The organism is Yimella radicis, assembly GCF_054778255.1.
In genome coordinates, this window is sequence record NZ_BAAGZR010000009.1 from 35,081 (window position 1) to 59,046 (window position 23,966).

Below are 23,966 nucleotides of genomic sequence, written 5' to 3' on the forward strand. Positions count from 1 at the left end.
GATCTATCAACTACTACCCCGCAGAGCCGTTCAGTATCCGGCGCCCGGATTGAGCAGGCCCTGCGGATCCCAGACCTTCCGGATCGCGTGTTGCAGACCCATCACGTCCTCACCGAGCTGGCGCGACAGCAACGGCTGCTTGAGCCGCCCGACTCCGTGCTCGCCGGTGATCGTTCCTCCGAGCGAGAGCGCCAACTCCATGATCTGGGTGAAAGCCGTTGCAGCGCGCCGCTTTTCATCCTCGTTCGACGCGTCGTACACGATGACCGGATGGGTGTTGCCGTCACCCGCGTGAGCCACCACAGCGATCAGCAAATCGTGCGCTGACGCGATGTCGGCCACTCCCCCGACGAGTTCGGGCAGCAGCGGCACCGATGCTCCGACGTCCTCCAGCATGTAGGCACCGAGCCGTTCGAGGGCCGGGAACACAGCGCGTCGTGCTTCGACGAACATCGCGCCTTCGTCCGGGTCGTCGGTCTCGAAGATCTCGGTCGCGGACGCTTCTTCGCACGCCGCGCGCGCGGCCGCGAGTTCGAGGGCGCGCGACTCGCCGGCGGCGTCCGACTGGATGAGCAGCATCGCGCCGGCCGCACGGTCGAGGCCCATCGCTCGGTGGTCCTCGACCGCGTTGATCGAGGCGTTGTCGATGAGTTCGACCATCGAGGGACGACTGGTCGCGCAGGTGGCGACCACCGCAAGAGCCGCGTCCGTCAGCGTCTCGAAGGTGGCGACCAACGTCGCGGGTTCGGGCAGTTTCGGCACCAGGCGACACAACACCTCGGTGACGATGCCGAGGGTGCCCTCGCTGCCGACCAGCAACTTGATCAGCGGCAGACCGGCGACGTCCTTCAGTCGCGGGCCGCCGAGGGTGATGAGCCGACCGTCGGCCAGCACCACCTGCAGACCCAGCACGTAGTCGACGGTGACCCCGTACTTCACACAGCACAGGCCGCCGGCATTGGTCGCGACGTTGCCGCCGATGGTGGAGATCTGGAAGGACGACGGGTCCGGCGGGTACCACAGACCGTGTTCGGCAGCGGCCTGCTTGACGGATGCGTTCAGCGCTCCCGCCTGCGCGCGTGCGGTTCGGGTGGCCGGATCGACCTCGATCGCGGTCATCCGTTCGAGGCAGAGCACGATGCTGCCGGCCTGGGCACTCGCACCACCGGACAAGCCCGAGCCGGCGCCGCGCGGAATCACGAATACTCCGTGCCGCGTGGCCCATCGCATCGTCGCCTGCACCTGTTCGACGTTCCGAGGCAGTACAACCGCCAACGGCAACACCGCGTCCGGGTCACGGGCCCAGTCGTAACGGTAGGCCTCGCGCTGCTCGTCGCTGGTGCGCACCACGTCGGCGCCCAGTTCATCGGTCAGTTCCTCGACCACACCGGCCTGCGCTTCTCGGCTCGCGCTCATCGTGACCTCCTGGATTCGATTCCACCCTCACCCTAGGACGCGGAACAACCTCGCCCGTGAAGTGGTTTGACCAACCGTGAACCCAGTTATCCCGCTCTCGGTCCTCGAACTCGTCCCGGTCAGCGAAGGAATGGCGCGCTCGACCGCCTTCGACCACACGCGCACCCTCGCGGCCGATGTGGATCGCCTCGGTTACAAGCGCCTCTGGGTGGCCGAGCATCACGGGAGTACGACCTTCATGGCGTCCGCGAGTTCGGTGGTGCTGGCCGACCTGGCACACCACACCGAACGCATCCGCCTGGGCAGCGGCGGGGTCATGCTGCCCAACCACGCACCCCTGATGGTCGCCGAGTACTACGGCACCCTCGCCACCTTGTACGGCGACCGTTTCGATCTCGGCATCGGACGCGCCCCCGGCACCGATCCGATGACCGCTGCCGCCCTGCGGCGCGGCGAACCGGACCTGAACTCATTCGCATCGGACGTCGTCGCGATCATCGATCTGCTGGGCGAGCCGCGGTCGCTGCCCGGCGGCGTCCGGGCGATCCCCGGCGAGGGCACGAACGTCCCGGTGTGGATGCTCGGGTCGTCCACCGGCGGCGCCCAGGTGGCGGCCGCACTCGGGCTGCCCTACTCGTTCGCCTCCCACTTCGCACCGCAGCAGATCCGGGAGGCGCTGCAGGTGTACCGCGAGCACTTCCAGGCCGACGTGCGCACAGCACAGGTGGACCGTCCGACGGTGATGGCGGGGGCGAACGTGGTCATCGCCGACACCCAGGCCGAGGCGGAGCGGCTGTTCACCACCTCGCAGCAGATGCGCGTCCACCTGCGCACCGGACAACTCGGCCCGCTCCTGCCGCCGGTCGACGACCTCTCGACGGTCATCCCGCAGGCAGCACTGCAGTTCGCCGGGCGACCCGACGAGCGCGCGACCTTCGTCGGGACGGCGCAGACCGTCCGCGACCGGTTGGGCGAGTTCGTCGAGGAGCACTCCCTCGACGAGGTCATCGTGACGACGTACACCTTCGACCCGCAGCACCGTCGCGAGTCCTACGACGCGCTTGCGCAGGTCTGGGGTCTGACCGGCTGATCGAGACACGGTGACTCGCCGGCGAGTTGTGTCGTCGGATCCCGGTGAGGGATTCGGCGCCGCACGTCAGGGAGTCAGGATCACCTTGCCGGTCGTTCGGCGGCCCTCGAGAGCCTCATAAGCCGCTGCCGCTCGGTCGATCGGGTAACTCGCCCCGATCTCCAGACGCAACGAGCCGTCGGCCAACCCACCGAGCACTTCGCGTGCACGCCAGAGCAACTCGTCGCGGTCGAGCAGGTAGTCACGCAGCGTGGGGCGGGTGACGAACAGCGACCCTTCACTGTTGAGGCGCTGCAGGTCGAACGGCGGCACCTGTCCGCTCGCTGCGCCGAAGAGCACCATCATCCCGCGTGGACGCAGGCTGGCCAGGGACGCGTCGAAGGTCGTCTCGCCCACTCCGTCGTACACGACGTCGACGCCGCGCCCGGCCACCCGTCGGACCTCGTGGGCCAAGGCCTCACCTTCGAACTCGCGGTAGTTGATCGTGTGTGCGGCGCCCAGATCGTGCGCGATGCGCAGTTTGTCCTCGCTGCCGGCCGTCGCAATGACGTCGGCCCCTTTGGCCCCGATCATCTGCACGAGCAGCTGACCCACGCCTCCGGCAGCGGCGTGGACGAGCGCGACCTGATCGCGCTGCACCGGCCAGGTGGAGTTGACCAGGTAATGAGCCGTCATCCCTTGCAGCATCGCCGCCGCGGCGATATCGAGACCCAGACCGTCGGGCACGGGCACCACGACAGACGCGTACACGTTCACCAGTTCGGCTGCGCTGCCGCCGGATTGGGCCCAGGCAACTCGGTCGCCGACGGCGAAATCTGCCACGCCGTCACCGACAGCCACGACCTCGCCGGCAGCCTCCTCGCCCAGGACGAACGGGGTGTCACCGGCATAGACGCCCTGCCGCTTGTAGACATCGATGAAGTTGACTCCGATGGCGGCCACCTGCACCTGGATCTCGTCCGGCCCGGGCGGTACGACATCGACGTCCTGCACTGCGAGGACGGATCGGTCGCCGTGTTCGGTCACCATGAGTGCGCGCGTCATGTGTTCACTCTATGACCGCCATGCCGACGAATCCTTCCCCGGAGTCGGAAGGCTGGTCATACTGGCCGACAGCCGTCTCGGTGCCGATGAGGTTGTCGCGCAGCGGTGTTCCGAACGGCTTCATGCTCTCGGCAAAAAAGGGCAAGGAGCGACTGCTGCTCGAACTCGCCTACGAGATCGAACAAGCGCGACCCTTCCTGCGCATCCAGGACGCGGCGCCGGTCTCCGCCGACGCCGGCCGCTGAGTCACTCGAAGGGTGTGGGATCGCCGGCACCGACCCGGACGATCTCGGGGTAGCCGGACGCGAAGTCCACGACGGTGGTCGGTTCGGTGCCGCACTCCCCGCTGTCGATGACGGCGTCCACCTCGTGATCGAGGCGATCCTTGATCGACCAGCCGTCGACCATCGGTTCGTCCTCACCGGGTAGCAACAGGGTGCTGGTCAGCAGCGGTTCACCGAGGGCGCTGAGCAACGAGTGCACCACCGGGTGACTCGGAATGCGCACCCCGACGGTCTTCTTCTTGGCGTGCATGAACCTTCGCGGCACCTCGGAGGTGGCCGGCAGGATGAAGGTGTACTGGCCCGGCGTCGCGGCCTTCAGCGCACGGAACACCTTGTTGTCGATGATCACGAACTGGCCGAGCTGTGCGAAGTCGTGACACATCAGCGTGAAGTGGTGCTTGTCGTCCAGCTGCCGGATTCGCATGATCCGATCCTTCGCGTCGGCATTGCCGAGCATCGCACCGAGCGCGAAGCAGGAGTCTGTCGGATATGCGATCAGGCCGCCGTCGCGCAGGATGTCGACCGCCTGATTGATGCTGCGCGGCTGCGGGTCGACCGGGTGGACGTCGTAATAGCGGGCCATGGCGCAAATTTACGCTGGGTCGCCCCACTTGGCGGCCAGGGCGCGAACGACCTTCAGGTCGCGGGTGGTCGCCGGCCCGACCAGCTTCTCGATACGCGCATTGGAGATCTTCGCCTGGTGCGCAGATTTCGCCAACCACCAATGGATTTCGTCACCGTCGACCATCAGTCGCTCACCGTCGACCTCCCAGCCGCCGATCGTCCGCGCGGTATCGGACGACGGCGTGTGGACGCAGAACGTCACATAGCGACTCTGCACACCGCCGATGGGATCGGGCAATGCATCGGCGTGGGCAGCGATCCGACTCAGTCGATCCGGTGTTCGGAGCACCACCGGGACAGGGAAGCCGAACTCGTCCTCGATCAGGCGCTCGAGCGTGGCGACGATCTTCGCGCGGCTGCGCGTGGCCGTCCTGAACCGGATGTTTCCTGACTGGATGTGGGTTTCGACGCCATCGAAACCGTTGTCGGACAGCAGCTTTCGCAGCTGCTCCATCTTCACCCAACGCGGTGCGACGTTCACCGCTCGCAGGAACGCGATGTGGACCGCCATCGAGGCTCAGTGGCCCTCGGCGACGTCCATCGTCACCGGTGCGCCGAGCTGAACGGTCCGGCTGACCGTGCAGAGGCGGTCGTGCGACTGCTGCACCGAATCGGGCAGCACCTTGCGAGCGGCATCGCCTGCTTCGCCCTCGGGGAACGTGACCTCGAACCGCACCGTGATCGGCCCCATGTGGTTGTGCTGTTCGTCGCGCAGCTTCTCCCCCGACGCCGTCACCTCGAAGGTGTCGGGTTCGCTGCGACGGCTGGTGAAGATGTCGACGTCGATGGCTGAGCAACCGGCGATCGAGGCCAACAGAAGTTCGACCGGCGTGAACTGGTCGTCACCGCCGCTGCCGAAGTCGAGGATGCCGCCGCGGGCGTTGGTCGCGCGGAACTTGCCGGCGGACGTCCGGACGATGGAGACCGAGCGCATGGCGTCGTTGTTCGTCATGCTGCCAAGCCTGCCACTAGCGTGGCGGCCATGAGCCAACCGGTGGAGCACAGCCTCGTCCTGATCCGACACGGCCAGACCGAGTGGTCCCGCACCGGCCAGCACACCGGCACCACCGACATGCCGCTGTTGCCCGACGGCGAAGCGGACGCCCGCCGGATGGCCGACTTCCTGGCCGACATGAACTTCGTCGGTGCGTTCAGTTCACCGATGCAACGGGCGGTGCGGACGGCGGAACTGGCCGGTCTGCGCGATGTCGAGATCGCGCCCGAACTTCGTGAATGGGACTACGGCGGCTACGAAGGCATGACCACGCCGCAGATCCGCGAGCAGGTCGGCGATCCGACGTGGGAGGTCTTCAAGGACGGTGTCGTCCCGGGCAAGACTCCCGGCGAGTCCGTGTGGGACGTCGCCGCCCGTGTCTCCCACGTCCTGGCGAAGGTGACGCCGATGATCGACGAAGGCAACGTTGCGCTGGTCGCCCACGGTCACTCGTTGCGCATCCTGGCATCGGTGTTCCTGCAGATGAGCCCCCGCTTCGGCGCCCGTCTGCTGCTGGGTGCCGGCTCGATCTCGATGCTCGGCTTCCACCACGGTCAGCCGACCATCCAGGTGTGGAACCACCAGATCAAGGACTGATCCGGCACCGCAATCCGAGCACCCTCCGGTGATCGGCGCACCTTGGAACGTGCGCCGATCACGAGAGACCGCGCGGATCCTGAGCCGGCTGCGCCGTCCGATTCTCAGGGCAGCTGCCAGGTGTGCACGGGCTCGTTCGCGCTCATGCCGACCAGGTAACGCTCCATCATGGCGACCAGTGCGTCGTGTCGCGACAGTCCTTGTTCCTCGAGCTTGTTCACGCAGGCGATCTGCCAGGTCGCCCCGTTGACGCCGGCGCGGCAGCGGTCCTCGACGACACCGAGGTAACGGTCGCGCACCGCCTGCGAGACCCCCCACTTCTCCAGACCCTCGTGTGCGAGCGGCAGCAGATGGCGCAGGATCAGTTCGTCCGCAGCGACTTCGCCGAAGCCCGGCCAGTAGACCTTCGCGTCGATGCTTCGGCGAGCGCATTGCGAGAAGTTCTCGTTGGCTGCCGCGAAGCTCATCCGGGTCCACACCGGACGCTCGTCCTCCGCCAACATGCGCACCACGCCGTAGTAGAAGGCAGAATTGGCGATGGTGTCGACGATGGTCGGCCCGGCCGGCAACACGCGGTTCTCGACCCGCAGGTGGGGGCGCCCGCCGACGATGTCGTAGATCGGACGGTTCCAACGGTAGACCGTGCCGTTGTGCAGGCGCAGTTCGGACAGGTCGGGAGCTTTCCCCTTTTCGAAGAGTGCGACCGGGTCCTCGTCGCTGCACTCGGGCAACAGCGCCGGGAAGTACCGGACGTTCTCCTCGAACAGGTCGAAGATCGAGGTGATCCACCGCTCGCCGAACCAGACGCGGGGACGAACACCCTGATTCTTGAGCTCGACACTGCGGGTGTCGGTCGCCTGCTTGAACAGCGGGATGCGTGTCTCGTGCCACAGCTGCTTGCCGAAGAAGAACGGTGAGTTCGCGCCGAGCGCGAGCTGGACGCCCGAAATGGCCTGTGCCGCATTCCAATACGCGGCGAACTGCAGCGGCTTCACCTGCAGGTGCAACTGCACGGAGGTACACGCCGACTCCGGCGCGATCGAATCGGCGTAGGTCGCCAGGCGCTCGCCGGTGGGGCCCTCGATGTCGATGAAGAGATCCTCGCCGCGCGCGTTGAAGATCGCCTCGTTGAGGGCTGCGTACCGGGTGTTCGCGCTCATCCACTCGGTGTGGAAGTGGTCGGGCATGATCGTCGGCAGGATGCCGATCGTGACGATGCGGGCGCCGGCTTCCTCGGCCAGACCGGCGGCGCGGTTGAGGCTGGCCCGGAGGTCCTCCTCGAGCTTGAGAGCTTCCTCGCCCGGCATCGGACGCGGGCTCACGTTGAGCTCAATGTTGTATTGGCCGAGTTCGGTCTGGTAGTCGGCGTCGTGGATCTTCTCCAGGACCGCCGCATTGTTCATCGTCGGCTGCATCTGGCCGTCGACGAGGTTCATCTCGATCTCCATGCCGGTCAGTTGTCGGTCGAACTCGAAGCCACGGGTGTGCAGCATGCGTTCGAAGACGTCGAGATCCTGACGGACTTTCTCGCGGTAACGCTGTCGTTCTTCGCGGGTGTAACTCGTACCTGCGATATCGGATCCCATGACCCACCCCTTCGTCGAATGCTGCGCCCAAAACTAACCACAGGAGGCACCACCCGTAGGGCTGTTCGCCCGCTGGACTTCGCAGGAATATTCAGGCGACGGACGTCCGCTTGCCCGGCAACCGGACCCCGACCCGTGTTGGTCGGTGAGGTTGTCGGTGGTGCCACCTAATCTCGCACCATGCGCTTGCTCCATACCTCCGACTGGCACCTGGGCCGGTCCTTCCATGGGGTCGGGCTGCTCGATGCCCAGCGCGCATATCTGCAGCACCTGGTCGAGGTCGTTCGGTCCGAGCGCGTCGACGCACTGCTGGTGTCGGGCGACATCTACGACCGTGCTCTCCCCTCTCCCGACACAGTCGCCGTACTGGACGATGCGCTGGTCGCTCTGTCGGAGGCCGGCACCAGCGTGATCCTGTCCAGCGGCAATCACGACTCCGCCCGGCGGCTCGGTTTCGGTGCCCGGCTGCTGTCCCGCGTCGGGTTGCACATCGTCACGGATCTGTCGCAGATCGGTTCACCCATCGTGGTGGGCGACACCGCGATCCACGCCCTCCCCTACCTCGAACCTGCTGTTGCGGCCGAGGCACTCGGTGCCACCGAGCGCACCCACGCGGGAGTGATGCGAGCGGCGCTGTCCCGCGTCCGCGAACACCCGGGGGCCGCGCGCACGGTCGTGATGGCCCATTCCTTCGTCGCGGGCGCGACGACCAGCGACTCCGAGCGTGATGTGTCGGTTGGCGGGCTCGGCGTCGTCCCCGTCGAGGTCTTCGACGACATCGACTATGTGGCGCTGGGTCACTTGCACCGGCCGCAGGTGCTGCGCGACAACGTCCGTTACAGCGGGTCGCCGATGCCGTTCTCGTTCAGCGAGGCCGGCCACCCGAAGTCGTCCACGCTGGTCGACCTCGACGCCGGCACCTACGAACAGATCCCCACGCCGGTGTTCCGCGGCCTGGCCCGCTTGCGGGGCGAACTCGAAGAACTCCTCGACGACCCGTCGTTGGATCATGCGCAGGACGCCTGGTGCGAGGTGACACTGACCGACGCGCTGCAGCCGGTCGCCGCCATGGAGCGAATCCGTGGCCGTTTCCCGCATACGTTGTCGCTGCATTTCGACGGACCGGTGCGGGCGGACTCCGGCCAGTCCTACGTCCAACGCCTGCACGCCAAGGCGGACGTCGAGGTCTGCTGCGACTTCGTCGAGCACGTCCGTTCCACCCCGGTGGACGAGGCCGAGCAGGCGCTGCTGCAGGAAGGTCTCGGCGCGATCCGGGTCGCTCGCGCCGGCAAGGACGACGAAGGTGTCGCCGACCGGCGAGCGGGTGTGGCGTGAAGCTGCACCTCCTTGAGCTGCGGGCGTTCGGTCCGTTCGGCGACACCGAAACAATCGACTTCGATGCCCTCGGGGCGCACGGGTTGTTCCTCATGCACGGTCCGACCGGAAGCGGCAAGACGAGCGTGCTCGATGCCATCAGTTTCGCGATCTTCTCCACCGTCCCCGGAGCACGTCGCTCGCAGGCCGAGCGGCTGGCCAGCGACCACGCCCGTCCCGGCGTCACACCGGAGGTGGCACTGGAGTTCACCGTGGCCGGCCGCCGCCTGCGCGTCACGCGCTCCCCGCGCTATTTCGCGGTGAAGAAGCGCGGCACCGGCCGAGTCCAACGACCGGCGAAGGTGCTGCTGCAGGAACGCACCGGCACCGGGTGGAGCACGTTGAGTACGCGCGCCGACGAGGTTGCAGAAGTGCTCGACGAACTCATCGGCCTCGGCGCGCAACAGTTCGCTCAGGTCGTGCTGTTGCCGCAGGGTGAGTTCGCGGCGTTCCTTCGGGCGAAGGCCGACGACCGCGCCGATCTGCTGCGCAAGCTGTTCGACATCTCCCGATTCAGTGACCTCGAGCAGTGGCTCGTAGACACCCGCCGCTCCGTGCGCTCGGCCATCGACGCGAAGGACGCGCAGATTCGCACGGCGGTCGTGCGGGCCGAGGAGTCGCTCGTCGACCTTGCCCCGCAGATCGAACAATGGCGTGAGTTGTCCGTCTGCGCGCTGCCGACGGTCATCGAGTCGACGCGGGAGCACACCTCCGAGCGCCTCACCTACGCGCTCGCGGCCACCGATGCCACCAGCGCCGCGCTCGATAACGCGACACAGCAGGTCGATCGAGAGACCACACTCGCCCGTTTGCAGCAGCAGGGCGCACGGGCCGGGCAGGTCTGGCAGGCCTGGGAGGAGGGTGCTGACCAACGGGCTGCGCTGCAGCAGCGCCTGGATCGACATGTGTGCGCGACGCGCGTGCAGGGGGCGATCCGCGCACTCGAGCGTGCCCGCGTCCGTGAGCAGCAGGCGCAAACCGCCCTCGCGCGGGTCACCGGCGAACTCGCCGAACTCACCACTGCTCCCGAGCAACTGCGTGTGAGCGTCGCCCAGGCCGAGCCCGCCCTGGCACAGGCGGCCGAGGCAGCACGCATCCTCGACCGCGCCGAACGCACGCTGCCCGCGGTCGTCACGACGCTGAATGCCGCCGAGGCGGCCAAGGAAACTGTTCGCACTGCGCAGCGCCAGGTCGCCGAACGACTCCAAGTACTGGCGACCACGGCCCTCGCAGCCGGCCAGACGATCGACACCGTTCCCGATCTCGAACGCCGTGAACTCGTCCTCGCCGAGTGGCAGCAGGCTCGCGACCGAGTCGCGTCGGCGACGAAGATCCTGAGTGCCGCGCAGCGGTCCCTGGAGGGAGCTCGCACCGTATTCCTGGACGCGGAGCGCGCTGCCGTCGACCTACGGGTACGACGCCTCGCCGGATTCGCCGGCGAACTCGCAGAAGGCCTGGTGACCGGTGACCCGTGTCCTGTCTGCGGCTCCTGCGAACACCCCGCACCCGCGTCGTCCGCTTCGATCGTGCGCCAGGACGACATCGACCGTGCCGAAGCCGAGGCCGCGGCCCGCCGCAAGGAGTACGACGACGCCGGCCGTCGGGCTGCGGCTGCCCGGGCTACGACCGAGACATCGCAGAGCGCGCTCGAACTGATCCAGGTGCGCTGGTGCGAACTCGCCGCCGAAACCCTCGATGAATCGACCGCGGCCACGGTCCGCGCCGAGGTGCAGCGCCGACGCTCGTCGGTCGACCGGGCCGAGGCGGTGCTCGCCTCATGCGAACGGCAGAAGGTGGACCTCACCCACCGCGCCGAACAACTGCAGCACGAGGAGAAGCAGGCCGACGAGTCAGCCATCCGCGCGACCACCGAACGCGACTCGTTGCAGACCCAAGCCGCCGACGCCCGCACTCGTCGCGACGATTGCCTCGCCACCCACGACGAGCTGTGTCCCTGCCGTGCGACCTCGGAGCACGACGACGAGCGCGTCGAGTCGATCGTCCTCGTCCACAAGGCATTGTCGTCGAAACTTCAGCAGTGGGCCGAACTGTCCCGGCAGGCCGAGGACGCAAGCTCTACCGCCGAGGACTGCTCGCAGGAGCTGAACCGTCAACTGGACGATGAAGGTTTCTTGGACGCCGCAGAAGCCGTAACGGCGCGGATTGCCGATCCGGAGGAAGCCGAACTACGTCGTCAGCTGGAACACGCCCACGACCTGGCCCAGCAAGCACGTGGCGTGCTCGATCAGCCCGAGGTCCAAGAGGCGATGGCGCAGACGCCGGCAGATCCCGCGGCCGCTGCAGCGCGACGCCGGGCCGCCCTCGAGGAGAACAAGAAGGCGCAATCGGTCTTCGAGTACGCCAAGCGGGCGGCGGGCAGTCTCGAGCGGCTCGGCGAGGACGTCCGACAGCATCTCGCGCAGTCCGAGGCCGACCGAGAACGACTTCCGGCCCTTGACCGGCTCGCCGACCTGGTCTCCGGCGCGGGCGACAACGCGCTGCACATGCGGTTGTCGGCCTACGTGCTGGCCGCACGCCTCGAACACGTCACCACCCTGGCCAATCACCAGCTCGCGATCATGTCCGGTGGCCGCTACCAACTCGAACACACCGACGCGAAAGCCAAGGGCGGCGCTCGCAGTGGTCTCGGCCTGCAGGTGCTCGACTCCTGGACCGGCACCTCCCGGGACACCGCATCACTGTCCGGCGGCGAGACGTTCATGGTGTCCCTCGCCCTGGCGCTCGCGCTCGGCCAGGCCGTCCTGCACGAGGCCGGTGGCCGACCGCTGCAGACACTGCTCGTCGACGAAGGATTCGGCAGCCTTGACGACGAGTCGCTCGAGCTGGTGATGCAGGTGCTCGACGAGTTGCGGTCGGGCGGTCGCACGGTGGGCATCGTGAGTCACGTGAGTGAGTTGCGAACGCGGGTGCCGGCGCAGATCCGCGTGCACAAGACCGAGCAGGGCTCACGGGTCGAGGTGCTTGTCGGCGATGCGGGCTCGGCCGCCTGACCCGCTGTGGAAAGCTGACCGCATGCGCACCATTCGCCAGTCCCGCAAGCTCCAGGGAGTTCGTTACGACGTCCGTGGCCCGATCCTCGTCGAGGCTCAGCGTCTCGAAGCCGAGGGTCACCGCATCCTGAAGCTCAACATCGGCAACACTGCCCCGTTCGGTTTCGAGGCGCCGGAGGCGATCGTCGCCGGCATGGTGCAGTCACTCCCCGATGCGCAGGGGTACAGCGACTCGCGCGGCATCTACAGCGCACGCACCGCCGTCGCGCAGTACTACCAGTCACGCGGCTTCCGCGACGCGGTCGTCGACGACGTGTTCATCGGCAACGGCGTCTCCGAGCTGATCAACATGGTGCTGCAGACATTCATCGATGACGGCAACGAGATCCTCGTCCCGGCACCCGACTACCCGCTGTGGACCGGAGCGGTCACCCTCTGCGGCGGCGTACCGGTGCACTACCGGTGCGACGAGGAGAACGGCTGGAATCCCGACCTCGAGGACATCGAGTCGAAGATCACCGACAACACCCACGCCTTGGTGATCATCAACCCGAACAACCCGACGGGCGCCGTCTACTCCCCCGACATCGTCAAGGGACTCATCGACATCGCACGCCGCCACGATCTGGTGGTCATGGCCGACGAGATCTACGAGAAGATCATCTTCGACGACGCCCAGCACCACCATGCCGCGACGTACGCGGGCGACGACGTCCTGTGCCTGACCTTCAGCGGACTGTCGAAGGCCTACCGAGTCTGCGGCTACCGGGCCGGCTGGGTCTACATCACCGGCCCCAAGCACCTGGCCACCGACTTCCTCGAAGGCCTCACCCTGCTCGCCAACATGCGCATGTGCGCAAACGTCCCCGCGCAGCACGCGATCCAGACGGCGCTCGGCGGCTACCAGTCGGTCAACGAACTGATCGTGCCCGGCGGACGTTTCTACGAGCAGTCGAAGCTGGCCTCCCGGTTGCTGAACGAGATCCCGGGCGTGAGCTGCGTCGAACCCGAAGGCGCTCTGTACTGCTTCCCGCGCCTCGACCCGGACGTGTACCCGATCAAGGACGACGAACAGTTCGTGATCGACCTGTTGCGCGCGAAGAAGATCCTGGTCACCCATGGCACCGGATTCAACTGGTTCGAGCCCGACCACTTCCGCCTGGTCACCTTGCCCGACGTCGAAGTGCTGACCGAGGCGATCGGCCGGATCGACGAGTTCCTGGCAACGATGCGCTGACCGCCGGTGCAGGCGACATGGCGAAGGGCGCCGGCACACGTCTGTGCCGGCGCCCTTCGCGTTTCGTCACGAGCCCGAGGGGGGATCCGCGCTCGTCGACGTCGGTGCGCTTGTCGTTGAAGTGCTCGACGAAGCTGCGGGTGCCGAGTTGGCCGTACTTGTCGGTGCAGCCGTGCTTGTCGGTGCAGCCGTGCTTGTCGGTGCAGCCGTGCTGGCTGGCTCACTGGTCGGTGCACTGGCCGCCGAGGACTTCGTGGCACCGGAGGTGGAGGAACTGGACGACGACTTCGCCGAGATCGTGGTTGGCGTCGGGTCGTTCGGCACGTCGGTGATCTTGCAGTCCTTGCATGGAGGGGTCGCGGGCGCACCCAAGATGATCGTCCCCGTGCCGGTCTTGTTCTTCTCATCTGCATGGGCTGAGGGGACATTCCAACTGAACGGTGCCGAACCGCTGATCGAAGCGTTCGCACTATCTGGCTGGCCCTCGATGCCGAAGTCGACGATGCAGCATGCTTGTCCCCCTGCCGGCGCCGCAGTCATATTGAGTAGTACATCTGCCTGCTGGCCCGCGTCGGGGTCGGTCGTCGTGGACGCTGTGCCGTAGGCACATGAAATATCGGCAACCGCCACCTGCCACAGGGTGGCTGTTGCGCCACCCAGACTCACCAGCGCATCACGAACGGTGATTTGTGTCGGATATGGGATGTTGTGACAGACCTTCACCCTGATCACATAACCTTTGCTGATGCCGGTCTCGTTCACGCATGAATTGCCGGGGAGCTTGCAGGCGATGCCCAGGGACTCGAACCAAACCGTCCAGCCGGAGGCCGCAAACGCGGGCGCAGTCCCGCCGATGACCACGACCGGAGCTGCCCAGGCTGCCCCCTTGGTCACGGTCCGCCGACTGACCGGCGTCATTGCCTGTTGACGGTTCTTCGGTTGCAGCGCATGTGCGCTCTCTGTCCCCCGCGACCGACCATGCCTACCGAACATACTTTCCTCCCAGGTCCCTGTACCTGTGAAGATTGAACGGGTGACCAGCAAGGAATGCCAAGCGATCCGGGGATTCTGAAGGAAGTGATTTGCTTCTTCAAAAAGGCGGCCATCAGATGCATCGTCCGATGGCTGGGAACATGAACTCTCCCTATCCGCATGCGAACAACAAATGGCGGGTCACAACATTTCGCTGCGACCCGCCACGGCTGTGCTATGCGCTGATCAGTCCTCGTACGCCTCCGGCGCCGGGCAGGAACAGATCAGGTTGCGGTCACCGTAGGCACCGTCGATACGACGGACCGGAGCCCAGTACTTGCGCATCGGGTCGACACCTTCGGGGTAGGCGGCGTCCTTGCGCGAGTACTTGTAGTCCCATTCGCCGGCGAGGCTGATGGCCGTGTGCGGCGCGTTGCGCAGCACACTGTCCTCGGCGGCGATCGTGCCGTCCATGACGTCCTGGATCTCGCGTCGGATCGCGATCATCGCATCACAGAACCGGTCGAGTTCGAATTTGCTCTCGGACTCGGTCGGTTCAACCATCAGCGTGCCCGCGACCGGGAACGACATCGTCGGCGCGTGGAAGCCGTAGTCGATCAGTCGCTTGGCGACGTCGTCGACGGTGATGCCGGAGTCCTTCGTGAGGCCACGCAGATCCAGGATGCACTCGTGCGCGACGAGGTCGCCCTCGCCGGTGTAGAGCACCGGGTAGTGCTCGTTCAGTCGGCTCGCGACGTAGTTCGCGTTGACGACCGCCGCGTTGGTGGCGTCGGTCAGACCGGCCCCACCCATCAACCGGACGTAGGCCCACGAGATCGGCAGGATGGACGCCGACCCGAACGGTGCAGCCGAGATCGGACCCACACCGGTGTCGGGTCCGGCGTGCGAGGACAGTGGGTGGTTGGGCAGGTACGGCGCGAGGTGTGAGCGCACCGCGACCGGACCGACGCCCGGGCCGCCACCACCGTGCGGGATGCAGAAGGTCTTGTGCAGGTTCAGGTGGGAGACATCGCCGCCGAACACACCCGGTTGCGCGAGACCGACGAGCGCATTGAGGTTGGCGCCGTCCACGTAGACCTGACCACCCGCCTCGTGCACAAGGTCACACAGTTCGGTGATGGTGTCCTCGTACACGCCGTGTGTCGAGGGGTAGGTCACCATGATCGCGGCGAGGTTCTCGCCGTGCTGCTTGAGCTTCATCTTCAGATCGTCCATGTCGACCTCACCCGTCGGTGCGGTCTTGACGACGACGACCTTCAGCCCGGCCATCGCGGCGGATGCGGCATTGGTGCCGTGCGCGGACGCCGGGATCAGGCAGACATTGCGATGCCCGTTGCCGTTGGCCTCGTGATAGGCGTGGATCGCCAGCAGACCGGCGAACTCACCCTGCGATCCGGCGTTCGGCTGCAGCGACACCGAGTCGTACCCGGTGATGGCACACAGCCACTGCTCCAGCTCGTCGATGAGTTCACGGATGCCCTCGGTCTGCTCGGCCGGCGCGAGCGGGTGCAGGTTCGCGAACTCCGGCCAGGTGACCGCCTCCATCTCGGTGGTGGCGTTGAGCTTCATGGTGCACGAACCGAGCGGGATCATCCCGCGGTCGAGCGCGTAGTCGCGATCGGCGAGTCCACGCAGGTAGCGCAGCATCTCGGTCTCGCTGTGGTGAGTGTTGAACACCGGGTGCTCAAGGAACTCCGACTCGCGCACCAGGCTCTTGGCCCATGTCGGCTCACCATCGGCGGGCACTGGCGCATTCACGCCGAAAGCTGCTGCGACAGCAGCGAGTTCGGGCTCGGTGGTGGTCTCGTCGACGCTGACGCTCACGTGGTCGGCGTCGACCCGCCACACGTTGATACCGCGCTCACGGGCTGCCTCGACGACACCGTCGGCGCGGCCGTTCACCACCGCGGTGACGGTGTCGAAGAAGCTGTCGGCGACCAGTTCCACACCCCCGGCACGCAGCGCCGCGGCCAGACCGACGGCCTTGCCGTGCACGGAGCGCGCGATGCGGCGCAGCCCGTCCGGGCCGTGGTAGACGGCGTACATCGACGCCATCACGGCAAGCAGTACCTGTGCGGTGCAGATGTTGCTGGTCGCCTTCTCGCGGCGGATGTGCTGTTCGCGGGTCTGCAGCGCAAGACGGAAGGCCTGGGCGCCGTCGGCGTCGACAGAGACTCCGACCAGGCGTCCAGGCAGATTGCGTTCGAGACCTTCGCGCACGCTCATGTAACCGGCGTGCGGGCCACCGAAGCCCATCGGCACACCGAAGCGCTGGCTCGTGCCGACAGCGATGTCGGCGCCCCACTCCCCCGGCGACTTCAGCAAGGTGAGCGCGAGCAGGTCGGCCGCAGCGGTCACGAGCGCACCGGCGTCGTGCGCGGCGGAGGCCACGTTGCTCCAGTCGACGATCTCGCCGTTCGCGGACGGGTACTGGACGACGACGCCGAACACCTTGCGGCCACCGGCGAACTCTTCGAGGTCCTTCGCGGACGTGACCTTGCGCAGGTCGGCGATGACGACGTCGATGCCGACAGCGTCGGCTCTGGTCTCGGTCACCGCGATGGACTGCGGCAGCACCTGTGCGTCGATGAGCAGAACGGAGTCGTCCTTGGCACGGGTGGCTCGGTGCATCAGCGCCATCGCCTCGGCGACGGCCGTGCCCTCGTCCAACAGGCTGGCGGACGACGTGGTCAGGCCCGTCAGGTCGGCCACGACGGTCTGGAAGTTGAGCAGCGCCTCCAGCCGTCCCTGGGAGATCTCGGGCTGGTAGGGCGTGTACGCGGTGTACCAGGCCGGGTTCTCCAGGATGTTGCGGCGGATGACGCCCGGCGTGTGCGTGCCGTAGTAACCCAGACCGATCATCGAGGTGAGCACGCGGTTGCGGCTCGCCTTCTCGCGGAGTTCGGCGATGACCGCCGCCTCGCTGGTGGCGGCCTCGACCGCCAGCGCGTCCGAGATGCGGATCGTCTGCGGGATCGCCTTGTCGACCAGAGCCTCGACGTCGGCGTACCCGATGGCCTGCAACATCTCTTCCAGCTCCTCCTGCGAGGGACCGATGTGGCGACCGACGAAATCCGGCGTCGAACTCGACATGCTGTGCGTCATGCTCTTCCTTCGGGGCGAGGTACGGGTTCGCCTCCCCATCTGTCGGCGCGTGCCTTCAGATTCGCCTCGTCCGGGCGGTCCGGTGGCCTGAGAGGTTCTGGGGAGAATTGCACCTTCGGCGCCACCACCACTGCGGCGGGGGACTCTCCCGCCCGGTGTCGTGAGCTGGGCAACAAAATAGCACCGGGCGCTCGAGGCGCCCGGTGCTGGTTGCTGTTGTTCGACGTGTCCGGCGAGGGGGTGCTCAGACCGCCGCGCGGCGTTCGCGACGTCCGCGCAGCTCGTCACCGGGATGGTCGGCGATCGTCTCGGCGTCGGGACGCTCGGACGGCAACTCGGACAGCGAGCCTTCGACCTCGCGCCAGACCGAGCCCAGCGCGATACCGAAGACGCCCTGGCCGCCGCGCATCAGGTCGATGACCTGGTCGTCGGAGGTGCACTCGTAGACGCTCGCACCATCGGACATCAAGGTGATAGTGGCCAGGTCGTCGACACCGTGGTCGCGCAGTGCGGCGACGGCGATACGGATCTGTTGCAGGGACACACCGGTGTCGAGCAACCGCTTGACGACCTTGAGCACCAGGATGTCGCGAAAGCTGTAGAGCCGGTGGTTGCCCGATCCGGACGGGTTGCGCACCGACGGCTCGACCAAGCCGGTGCGGGCCCAGTAGTCGAGTTGGCGGTAGGTGACGCCGGCCGCGCGGCAGGCTGCGGGACCGCGGTAGCCCAGCTGCTCGTCGTCCGGCAGGTCGATGCCGTCGACGACGGGAGCTTCCAGCGGAGCCGGAGCCCGGGAGCCTTCGGGCTGCACATCTGCGCGTGCCATGGCTACCTCTTCCTCGTGAATGTCAACTGCACGCCTGCGCGTGCCTGGGATTGAAGGTACGACCGACCCCCACGAGCGTCAACGAAGTCGCTCGGCGTGTCGCGGGTGAACTTCAGGTCGGTCGAAACCTTCAACATGAAGTTCATAGTTAATCCTTGCCGCCCTCGGGCCCACCGGATTCCTCGCCGGCGTCCTCGAAGTCCTCGGCCGAGACGTTGTCGAGGAACTCGCGGAACTTCTCGACCTCGTCCTCTTCCTCGAATTCCATTGCGACGCCGATCTCCTCGAGGATGGAGTCGTCGACGTAGACGGGGGCTTCGGCTCGCAGTGCGAGCGCGATGGCGTCCGAGCTACGGGCGTCGATGCGGCGGCCGTCGGCCAGGACGAGTTCGGCGTAGAAGACGCCTTCGTCCATCGAGGTGATGTCGACGTGCCCCAGGCGGGCGCCCAACGTCTCCATCACACTGAGCAGCAGGTCATGCGTGAGCGGGCGCGGCGGTTCCACACCCTCCATGACATGAGCGATCGCCGCAGCTTCGGGCGCACCGATCCAGATCGGAACGCACCGGTTGCCGTCGGCCTCGCGCAGGATCACGATCGGCTTGTTCGTCGGCATCTCGACCCGTACGCCCATCACCTCGACCTGTTTCACGAGGTCAACGCTACCCCTGCAAGCCCGCTCGGACGAGAGCAAGGTGCAACGCGAGACATTCGCGCACGACCTCGGCGGGCTGAGTGTCGCCCGGGCCGAAGGTCAATTGCTGCACGAGAGAGAGTTCGCGGTCGGCCGCCAACCGGAAGGGACGCAGGTGACGTGCATCGATGCCGTGCGCCAGCAGGGCGGACGCGGCACGCGCGATCTGCAGACCGTTCGCGTCGTAGTAGCCGTCTGCGTCGGGCTTCAGGAGGCCGAAGTCGACCAGCCCGTTCAGCGCCTTGTGGTCGAGTCCGGTGGCAGAGCACACCTCGTCCGCGGACAGGCGTAGGTCGTGCGCCTGTCCCCCGACCAGGTCGGCGACGCTCGGCACAGAGGAGTCATCCTGGACAGCCGGAACCGACGGGCGACCTTCGACCGGCGCGGGCTCCAGCCCGCGGTCGAAGGCATCCAGGGCTTCCCTGATGACCTTCAACGGCCAGAAACGGTCGCGCTGACACCGCAGCACGAAGCGCAGTCGCTCGACGTCTCGCTGGGTGTAGCGCCGGTACCCGCTGCCCGCACGCTGCGGGCTGACCACGCCCTGTGCGTCCAGGAAGCGCACTTTCGACAGGGACAGATCGGGGAACTCGTCCTGCAGCTGCTTGAGGACCGCACCGATCGACAGTGCCGGCTGCTGGGCGGGGTCGGTCACGACCCGTTCACGCGCCGGTGGGCGCGCCGAAGTAGACGAACCGGAACTTGCCGATCTGCACCTCGTCGCCACTGCGCAGCTCGGCTGCGTCGGTGATGTCGCCGTTGACGTAGGTGCCGTTGAGCGACCCCACGTCGACCACGCTGTAGCCGTGCTCACCGCGACGGAACACCGCGTGGCGGCGAGACACGGTGACGTCGTCGAGAAAGATGTCGCTGTCGGTGTGGCGTCCGCTGCCGACCTCTTCGTCGTCGAGCAGGAAACGCGCGCCGGCGTTGGGGCCACGCATCGCGATCAGCAAAGCGGTGCCCGGGCGCAGCGCATCGACCATCGCCTGGTCGGACTGCGAAAGACGCAACTCGCCGACGAACTCCGTCGGCACGACAGCGTCGCCGCCGACGGTGAAGCGCGCGGTGGCGTCACCGGCCGGCTGGCCGTTGCCTGGGTACTGCTGATCGTTCATCCTCGAAGCCTAATCGATCGATGGAATGTGCTCAGTTGAGCGACGATTTGTACGCCTCGACGTCCTGCAGGTCGTTCACGGACGAAGCGTCGGCGAGCCTCAGCTCGTACATCCAGCCCTCACCGTACGGGTCGGAGTTGACCAGCTCCGGCGTGGCGTCCAACTGCTCGTTGACCGCCGTGACCTCACCCTCGATCGGGGCGTACAGATCGCTCACCGACTTCGTCGACTCGACCTCGCCGCACGAGTCACCTGCGGTGACGGTGTCGCCGACGCCCGGCAGGCTCACGTAGACGACGTCGCCCAGTGCGTCCTGGGCGAATGCGGTGATGCCGATGCGCACGACGCCGTCGCCCTGGTCCTTCACCCACTCGTGGTCGCTGGTGTAACGCAGGTCGGCGGGGTACTCGAGGTCGCTCATCATGCTCCTTGTGGACAGCGCACTGGGTTTACTCGGATGTTTCCGGCTGAGCGTATCCAGGCTCGCTCGCGGGCCGCAATGCGGTCACCGCAACTGAGGTCTTCTTCTGCACCGTGGCGGGAATTCCCAACTGCCGCAACGTCTCCAGGACACCTCCGGGGATCGCCAACGCGGTGGACACGGTGTGCGGATCGCCGATGGCGCGCACGACGTACGGGGCCGCGATCGTCTTGCCGTCGACGATCAGCTGACCCTCCATCGACAGCCCGAACCAGGTGCTCGCGACCACGCGGACGTCGTTGATCTGGATCGCCTCCGCGCCGGCGTCGCGCAACTCCTGGACGGTGTCGAGGATGTTGTTGGGCTGGATCCGGCGTTCGGAGTCGGGGATCCTCATCTCGATGCCCGGCCCGGTGGCTGGAACCGTGCCGGCCAGGATGCCCAGAGCCGCGAGGCGGTCCTCGGCTGCCTTGATCGCGGCCGCGTCGCCGCCACCGGCCCGCAGCGAGTCGCGAGTGCGGGTCAACCGGTTGATCTCCGTGCCGAGCTTGCCGCTCTGCTGGTTGACCCCGTCCAGGAGGGTGACGAGGTCCTCCTGGCGCAGGTTCTCCAATCCGGACGCCCGGTACTGCTGCACCTGCGTCACCATGCCGAAACCGAGCAGGATCGCGAGCAGAGTGGCAAGCAGGTTCGCCTTCGTCAGGCGGGGACGTCCCATCCGCACCAGCCGGCCCCACCCCTGCAAGGGCTTGGTGACCGGACCTCTTGCGGTGGGTTCAGGTGTCTTGTCGGCGGGATCGCTCATGCGTGGAAGAGGTGTCGGCGGATGGAGGCGACGTTGCTGAAGATACGCAGCCCGAGGACGACCACGACGCCCGTGGACAGTTGCGAGCCGACCCCGAGCTGGTCACCGAGGAAGACGATGAACGACGCGACCAGCACGTTCGACAAGAACGACACGACGAACACCTTGTCGTCGAAGATGCCGTCGAGCACCGCACGGACTGCCCCGAAAACCGCGTCCAGCGCTGCGATGACCGCGATCGGCAGGTACGGCTGGAGCCAGAGCGGGACGTCCGGAGACAGCACGATGCCGATGACGAGACCGGCGACGAGGCCGAGTGCGGGAATCACTGGTTCTCCTTCGATGCACGTGCGTAGTTCAACGAGACCGACGGTGCCGCCGGAATCGTGATGCTCTTGTCGGTCTCGAACTTCGAGGTGATGCCGACGCCCTTGCCCAGGGTGGACAGGTAGTTGCCGCCGGCGTTCTTCTCGAAATCGGCCTTCATGCTGCCAGGGCCGATCACCGAGATCGCGTAGGGCGGCACCAGCGGCCGGAAATTGACCAGGATCGCCTGGCCGGCGAAGCGGACGGCGGTGAGTGAGGTGATCCGTTGACCGTTGATGGAGATGGCCTCCGCACCCGCCTGCCACAGACCGTTGACCACGATCTGCAGGTCGCTGGAGGTCACGCGTCCGGTGTCGGAACCGGATGTTCGCGGATCCCCCTGTGCATCCGTTCCGGCATTCTCGGCGTCGCTCACGGTCAGCACGAAGCCCGAGCCCTTGACGGCGACCGCTCCGGCGATCGCCTCGGCCTCGCGCAGGTCGTCGGTGGTGCCGGTGCGATTACCGCGCTGGAGGGCCGACTCCTGCAGCCGAGCGATATCGGCGTTGAGCGTCTTGACCGTGCCCGAGCGTTGGTCGATCAGCTTCTGGCCGGCGTTGATGCGGGTGACCAGTTCATCGTGCTGCTTCTCCGCGACGCCGAGTGGTACGCGCAGGGCCATGGCGCTTGTCGCGAGCCCGAACCCGATGAGGATCATCGTCAGGATCAGCAACGGCGAGCGATTCATCGGACGCGATGGCGCGCCCGACACCCGCCGTTTGGCGGCCTCGGCCTCGTACGAGGGATCCAACGGATGTCGGATGACGTCGTTGATCAGGCTCATCGACGCAGCCGGGTCGCGCGGTGGCGCGGGCTCGTCGGGAGTGAGTTTGGGCAGTTTGAGCTTGATCATGACCGCGCCGATTGTGGCGCATCGCGGCTGTCGCGCACCATCTGACGCACCTGGACCGCGTACATGATTCCCGCCACCCAGTACAGCGCGGTTCCCCACCAGACGAACGCCCAACCGAGCGGACGCGCCACGTCACCGACCGCGCCGGCCTGCTCCCCGAGCAGCACCAACGGGAAGGCGTAGATGAGGTTGAAGGTGGCCGATTTGCCGATGAATGACACCGGGGGCAGCGGCAGTCGGTGTCGCTGCAGGATCGGACCCAGGCACAGGATGAACAGTTCTCGTGCGAGCAGGATCCACACCAGCCACCACGGAATGATGTCGCGCATGGCGAGCGCGAGGATCGTCGCGAGGATGTAGAGCCGGTCGGCCGCCGGGTCGAGCATCTGGCCGAGCTTGGAGGTCTGACCGAGCATCCGAGCGAGTTTGCCGTCGAGGTAGTCGGTGAAGCCCGCGATCATGAGCACTGCCAGCGCCCACCAGTCGTACTCGGCGAGGATCAGCCAGAAGAACAGCGGGACGCCGAGCAGTCGCAGCAGCGACAGTGCGTTGGGCACCGTCCAGATGCGGTTGCTCACCTCGGCCGTGGTCACGCGCAGAGCCTATGCCGCCGCACCGACGCGGCCTGCTCAGGCCTGGTGAACCGGCGAGCTCGGGATGAGCACGCGCTCCGGGTGAGAGCAGATCGTGAGTCGCTCGCCGCGGTTGAACGCGATCAGCGTCACTCCGGTCTCCGCCGCTGCGTCAATGGCCAGCTGGGAAGGCGCCGACACGCAACTGAGTATGCCGACGCCGGCCATCGCGGCCTTCTGCACGATCTCGAACGAGGCTCGCGACGACACCGTGAGGACGTCGTCGGTCACATCGCGATCGTTGATCAACGCCCACCCCAGCACCTTGTCGACCGCGTTGTGCCGCCCGACGTCCTCGCGGACCACCACGGTCTCGCCGGCCGCGGTGAACAGTCCGGCCGCGTGGGTGCCCCCGGTCCGACCGAAGGTCTGCTGCTCCTCCGTGAGCTTCTGTGGCAGCGAACGCACCACCCGGACGTCGACCTCGCCACGGATCTCCATCGCACCGACACTGGCGGTGACCGCGTCGATGCTGGCTTTACCGCACAGTCCGCAGCCACCGTGCATCACCAGCGTCCGTTGCGCGTTGATCGGCAGCGGCCGGGGGCCATCGGCGAGCGTCACGTCGATGACATTCATGGTGTCGGTGTCGGCGCAGTAACGGGCGACGAGGAGGTCGTCCCGGTGGTGGATCAGGCCCTCGCCGAGCAGCAGGCCGTGCACCAGTTCCATGTCGTCGCCCGGCAGTCGCATCGTCACGGTGAGGCTCGTCCCTGCGACCCGGATCTCCAGCGGCTCCTCCACGGCGACCGTCTCCGCGCGCGTCCGGGTGCTGATCTGCTCACCCGCGAAGGACACCTGTGTCATCCGTCGACGGTCGGTACGCCGTCCCATCAGTTCTCCACAACCAGCGGGTCCGCGACGGCCGAGAGCGCAGCTCGGCTTAGGGTCGAGGA

The 23,966-nt window shown here is 66.8% G+C and carries 24 protein-coding genes and 1 riboswitch; of the genes, 6 read left to right on the plus strand and 18 right to left on the minus strand.

Annotation, left to right across the window (positions count from 1 at the left end):
- Nucleotides 1-30: 30 nt before the first annotated feature.
- Nucleotides 31-1,416 (minus strand): FAD-binding oxidoreductase, encoded by a 1,386-nt coding sequence (locus ACYU8W_RS07260; RefSeq protein ID WP_499467875.1) that lies wholly within the window; start codon nt 1,414-1,416, stop codon nt 31-33.
- A 76-nt stretch (nt 1,417-1,492) separates the two neighbouring features.
- Between ACYU8W_RS07260 and ACYU8W_RS07265 the strand changes: the two genes are divergently transcribed.
- The gene (locus tag ACYU8W_RS07265; protein ID WP_499467877.1) at nt 1,493-2,506 is read left to right on the plus strand and encodes an LLM class flavin-dependent oxidoreductase; all 1,014 of its coding nucleotides are present in this window, start codon (nt 1,493-1,495) and stop codon (nt 2,504-2,506) included.
- A 66-nt stretch (nt 2,507-2,572) separates the two neighbouring features.
- On the opposite strand, the gene ACYU8W_RS07270 is transcribed toward ACYU8W_RS07265, so the two are convergent.
- Complete coding sequence (locus ACYU8W_RS07270; protein WP_499467878.1) at nt 2,573-3,550, minus strand: quinone oxidoreductase family protein; 978 nt, start codon at nt 3,548-3,550, stop codon at nt 2,573-2,575.
- A gap of 122 nt (nt 3,551-3,672) precedes the next feature.
- Between ACYU8W_RS07270 and ACYU8W_RS07275 the strand changes: the two genes are divergently transcribed.
- Nucleotides 3,673-3,795, plus strand: a complete 123-nt coding sequence (locus tag ACYU8W_RS07275) for a hypothetical protein (RefSeq protein ID WP_255407396.1) — start codon at nt 3,673-3,675, stop codon at nt 3,793-3,795.
- A gap of 1 nt (nt 3,796) precedes the next feature.
- On the opposite strand, the gene ACYU8W_RS07280 is transcribed toward ACYU8W_RS07275, so the two are convergent.
- The 3 genes from ACYU8W_RS07280 to ACYU8W_RS07290 are packed head-to-tail and all read right to left on the minus strand — an operon-like array spanning nt 3,797 to nt 5,410.
- Entirely contained in the window at nt 3,797-4,417 is a 621-nt protein-coding gene (locus tag ACYU8W_RS07280; protein ID WP_129623848.1) for an L-threonylcarbamoyladenylate synthase, read from the minus strand.
- Between the two features lie 9 nt (nt 4,418-4,426).
- On the minus strand, nt 4,427-4,969 hold the full coding sequence (locus tag ACYU8W_RS07285; RefSeq protein WP_499467879.1) for a DUF1697 domain-containing protein: 543 nt from the start codon (nt 4,967-4,969) through the stop codon (nt 4,427-4,429).
- 6 nt (nt 4,970-4,975) lie between these two features.
- Nucleotides 4,976-5,410, minus strand: coding sequence for an OsmC family protein (locus tag ACYU8W_RS07290; RefSeq protein WP_499467881.1), 435 nt, complete (start codon nt 5,408-5,410; stop codon nt 4,976-4,978).
- A 30-nt stretch (nt 5,411-5,440) separates the two neighbouring features.
- On the opposite strand from ACYU8W_RS07290, the gene ACYU8W_RS07295 reads away from it, so the two are divergent.
- Nucleotides 5,441-6,049, plus strand: coding sequence for a histidine phosphatase family protein (locus ACYU8W_RS07295; protein ID WP_129623851.1), 609 nt, complete (start codon nt 5,441-5,443; stop codon nt 6,047-6,049).
- 104 nt (nt 6,050-6,153) lie between these two features.
- Here the strand turns inward: ACYU8W_RS07295 and ACYU8W_RS07300 are convergent, their stop codons facing one another.
- The gene (locus tag ACYU8W_RS07300) at nt 6,154-7,635 is read right to left on the minus strand and encodes a glutamate-cysteine ligase family protein (RefSeq protein WP_499467883.1); all 1,482 of its coding nucleotides are present in this window, start codon (nt 7,633-7,635) and stop codon (nt 6,154-6,156) included.
- A 180-nt stretch (nt 7,636-7,815) separates the two neighbouring features.
- Here ACYU8W_RS07300 and ACYU8W_RS07305 point away from each other — a divergent pair, with 180 nt between their 5' ends.
- Genes ACYU8W_RS07305 through ACYU8W_RS07315 form a run of 3 tightly spaced genes read left to right on the plus strand, consistent with a single transcriptional unit; the run spans nt 7,816 to nt 13,257 of the window.
- Nucleotides 7,816-8,970 (plus strand): exonuclease SbcCD subunit D, encoded by a 1,155-nt coding sequence (locus tag ACYU8W_RS07305; protein WP_499467885.1) that lies wholly within the window; start codon nt 7,816-7,818, stop codon nt 8,968-8,970.
- On the plus strand, nt 8,967-12,020 hold the full coding sequence (locus ACYU8W_RS07310; RefSeq protein WP_499467887.1) for an AAA family ATPase: 3,054 nt from the start codon (nt 8,967-8,969) through the stop codon (nt 12,018-12,020). Before ACYU8W_RS07305 ends, ACYU8W_RS07310 begins: the two co-directional genes overlap by 4 nt.
- 22 nt (nt 12,021-12,042) lie before the next feature.
- Entirely contained in the window at nt 12,043-13,257 is a 1,215-nt protein-coding gene (locus tag ACYU8W_RS07315) for a pyridoxal phosphate-dependent aminotransferase (RefSeq protein WP_239701915.1), read from the plus strand.
- Nucleotides 13,258-13,323: 66 nt separating this feature from the next.
- Here ACYU8W_RS07315 and ACYU8W_RS07320 read toward each other — a convergent pair whose 3' ends face one another.
- The 12 genes from ACYU8W_RS07320 to fdhD all read right to left on the minus strand — a co-directional run bounded on the left by ACYU8W_RS07320 (nt 13,324) and on the right by fdhD (nt 23,904).
- The gene (locus ACYU8W_RS07320; RefSeq protein ID WP_499467889.1) at nt 13,324-14,151 is read right to left on the minus strand and encodes a hypothetical protein; all 828 of its coding nucleotides are present in this window, start codon (nt 14,149-14,151) and stop codon (nt 13,324-13,326) included.
- A 324-nt stretch (nt 14,152-14,475) separates the two neighbouring features.
- Nucleotides 14,476-17,355, minus strand: a complete 2,880-nt coding sequence (gcvP, locus tag ACYU8W_RS07325; protein WP_499467891.1) for an aminomethyl-transferring glycine dehydrogenase — start codon at nt 17,353-17,355, stop codon at nt 14,476-14,478.
- A 65-nt stretch (nt 17,356-17,420) separates the two neighbouring features.
- A riboswitch (glycine riboswitch) is annotated at nt 17,421-17,516 on the minus strand.
- Between the two features lie 83 nt (nt 17,517-17,599).
- Nucleotides 17,600-18,181 carry a MerR family transcriptional regulator gene (locus tag ACYU8W_RS07330; protein WP_141928504.1) on the minus strand — a complete coding sequence of 194 codons (582 nt, stop codon included), beginning with the start codon at nt 18,179-18,181 and terminating at the stop codon, nt 17,600-17,602.
- Nucleotides 18,182-18,329: 148 nt separating this feature from the next.
- Nucleotides 18,330-18,833 (minus strand): bifunctional nuclease family protein, encoded by a 504-nt coding sequence (locus ACYU8W_RS07335; protein ID WP_129623857.1) that lies wholly within the window; start codon nt 18,831-18,833, stop codon nt 18,330-18,332.
- A 10-nt stretch (nt 18,834-18,843) separates the two neighbouring features.
- Entirely contained in the window at nt 18,844-19,530 is a 687-nt protein-coding gene (gene ftsR, locus ACYU8W_RS07340) for a transcriptional regulator FtsR (protein WP_129623858.1), read from the minus strand.
- Between the two features lie 7 nt (nt 19,531-19,537).
- A complete protein-coding gene (locus ACYU8W_RS07345; protein ID WP_499467894.1) occupies nt 19,538-19,993 on the minus strand; it encodes an FHA domain-containing protein in 456 nt (151 codons plus the stop codon).
- A gap of 31 nt (nt 19,994-20,024) precedes the next feature.
- Complete coding sequence (gene gcvH, locus ACYU8W_RS07350; protein ID WP_499467896.1) at nt 20,025-20,414, minus strand: glycine cleavage system protein GcvH; 390 nt, start codon at nt 20,412-20,414, stop codon at nt 20,025-20,027.
- 28 nt (nt 20,415-20,442) lie between these two features.
- Entirely contained in the window at nt 20,443-21,219 is a 777-nt protein-coding gene (locus tag ACYU8W_RS07355; protein ID WP_499467898.1) for a DUF881 domain-containing protein, read from the minus strand.
- Nucleotides 21,216-21,548, minus strand: coding sequence for a small basic family protein (locus ACYU8W_RS07360; protein ID WP_129623862.1), 333 nt, complete (start codon nt 21,546-21,548; stop codon nt 21,216-21,218). Before ACYU8W_RS07360 ends, ACYU8W_RS07355 begins: the two co-directional genes overlap by 4 nt.
- Nucleotides 21,545-22,438 (minus strand): DUF881 domain-containing protein, encoded by an 894-nt coding sequence (locus ACYU8W_RS07365; RefSeq protein ID WP_499467900.1) that lies wholly within the window; start codon nt 22,436-22,438, stop codon nt 21,545-21,547. The genes ACYU8W_RS07360 and ACYU8W_RS07365 overlap by 4 nt, the downstream gene beginning before the upstream one ends.
- Complete coding sequence (gene clsA / locus ACYU8W_RS07370; RefSeq protein WP_205744612.1) at nt 22,435-23,031, minus strand: cardiolipin synthase ClsA; 597 nt, start codon at nt 23,029-23,031, stop codon at nt 22,435-22,437. Before clsA ends, ACYU8W_RS07365 begins: the two co-directional genes overlap by 4 nt.
- 36 nt (nt 23,032-23,067) lie before the next feature.
- Nucleotides 23,068-23,904, minus strand: a complete 837-nt coding sequence (gene fdhD / locus ACYU8W_RS07375; RefSeq protein ID WP_499467903.1) for a formate dehydrogenase accessory sulfurtransferase FdhD — start codon at nt 23,902-23,904, stop codon at nt 23,068-23,070.
- Nucleotides 23,905-23,966 lie beyond the last annotated feature (62 nt).

Excerpts from the sequence above, each read along its gene's own strand:
- ACYU8W_RS07355 (WP_499467898.1), bottom strand. The coding sequence starts at position 21,219 with ATGAGCGATCCCGCCGACAAGACACCTGAACCCACCGCAAGAGGTCCG.
- gcvP (WP_499467891.1), bottom strand. The coding sequence starts at position 17,355 with ATGACGCACAGCATGTCGAGTTCGACGCCGGATTTCGTCGGTCGCCAC.
- fdhD (WP_499467903.1), bottom strand. The coding sequence starts at position 23,904 with ATGGGACGGCGTACCGACCGTCGACGGATGACACAGGTGTCCTTCGCG.
- ACYU8W_RS07295 (WP_129623851.1), top strand. The coding sequence starts at position 5,441 with ATGAGCCAACCGGTGGAGCACAGCCTCGTCCTGATCCGACACGGCCAG.
- ACYU8W_RS07285 (WP_499467879.1), bottom strand. The coding sequence starts at position 4,969 with ATGGCGGTCCACATCGCGTTCCTGCGAGCGGTGAACGTCGCACCGCGT.
- ACYU8W_RS07330 (WP_141928504.1), bottom strand. The coding sequence starts at position 18,181 with ATGGCACGCGCAGATGTGCAGCCCGAAGGCTCCCGGGCTCCGGCTCCG.
- ACYU8W_RS07300 (WP_499467883.1), bottom strand. The coding sequence starts at position 7,635 with ATGGGATCCGATATCGCAGGTACGAGTTACACCCGCGAAGAACGACAG.
- ACYU8W_RS07280 (WP_129623848.1), bottom strand. The coding sequence starts at position 4,417 with ATGGCCCGCTATTACGACGTCCACCCGGTCGACCCGCAGCCGCGCAGC.
- ACYU8W_RS07260 (WP_499467875.1), bottom strand. The coding sequence starts at position 1,416 with ATGAGCGCGAGCCGAGAAGCGCAGGCCGGTGTGGTCGAGGAACTGACC.
- ACYU8W_RS07270 (WP_499467878.1), bottom strand. The coding sequence starts at position 3,550 with ATGACGCGCGCACTCATGGTGACCGAACACGGCGACCGATCCGTCCTC.
- gcvH (WP_499467896.1), bottom strand. The coding sequence starts at position 20,414 with ATGAGCGACCTCGAGTACCCCGCCGACCTGCGTTACACCAGCGACCAC.
- ACYU8W_RS07290 (WP_499467881.1), bottom strand. The coding sequence starts at position 5,410 with ATGACGAACAACGACGCCATGCGCTCGGTCTCCATCGTCCGGACGTCC.
- ACYU8W_RS07305 (WP_499467885.1), top strand. The coding sequence starts at position 7,816 with ATGCGCTTGCTCCATACCTCCGACTGGCACCTGGGCCGGTCCTTCCAT.
- ACYU8W_RS07345 (WP_499467894.1), bottom strand. The coding sequence starts at position 19,993 with ATGAACGATCAGCAGTACCCAGGCAACGGCCAGCCGGCCGGTGACGCC.
- ACYU8W_RS07275 (WP_255407396.1), top strand. The coding sequence starts at position 3,673 with ATGCTCTCGGCAAAAAAGGGCAAGGAGCGACTGCTGCTCGAACTCGCC.
- ACYU8W_RS07315 (WP_239701915.1), top strand. The coding sequence starts at position 12,043 with ATGCGCACCATTCGCCAGTCCCGCAAGCTCCAGGGAGTTCGTTACGAC.
- ACYU8W_RS07365 (WP_499467900.1), bottom strand. The coding sequence starts at position 22,438 with ATGATCAAGCTCAAACTGCCCAAACTCACTCCCGACGAGCCCGCGCCA.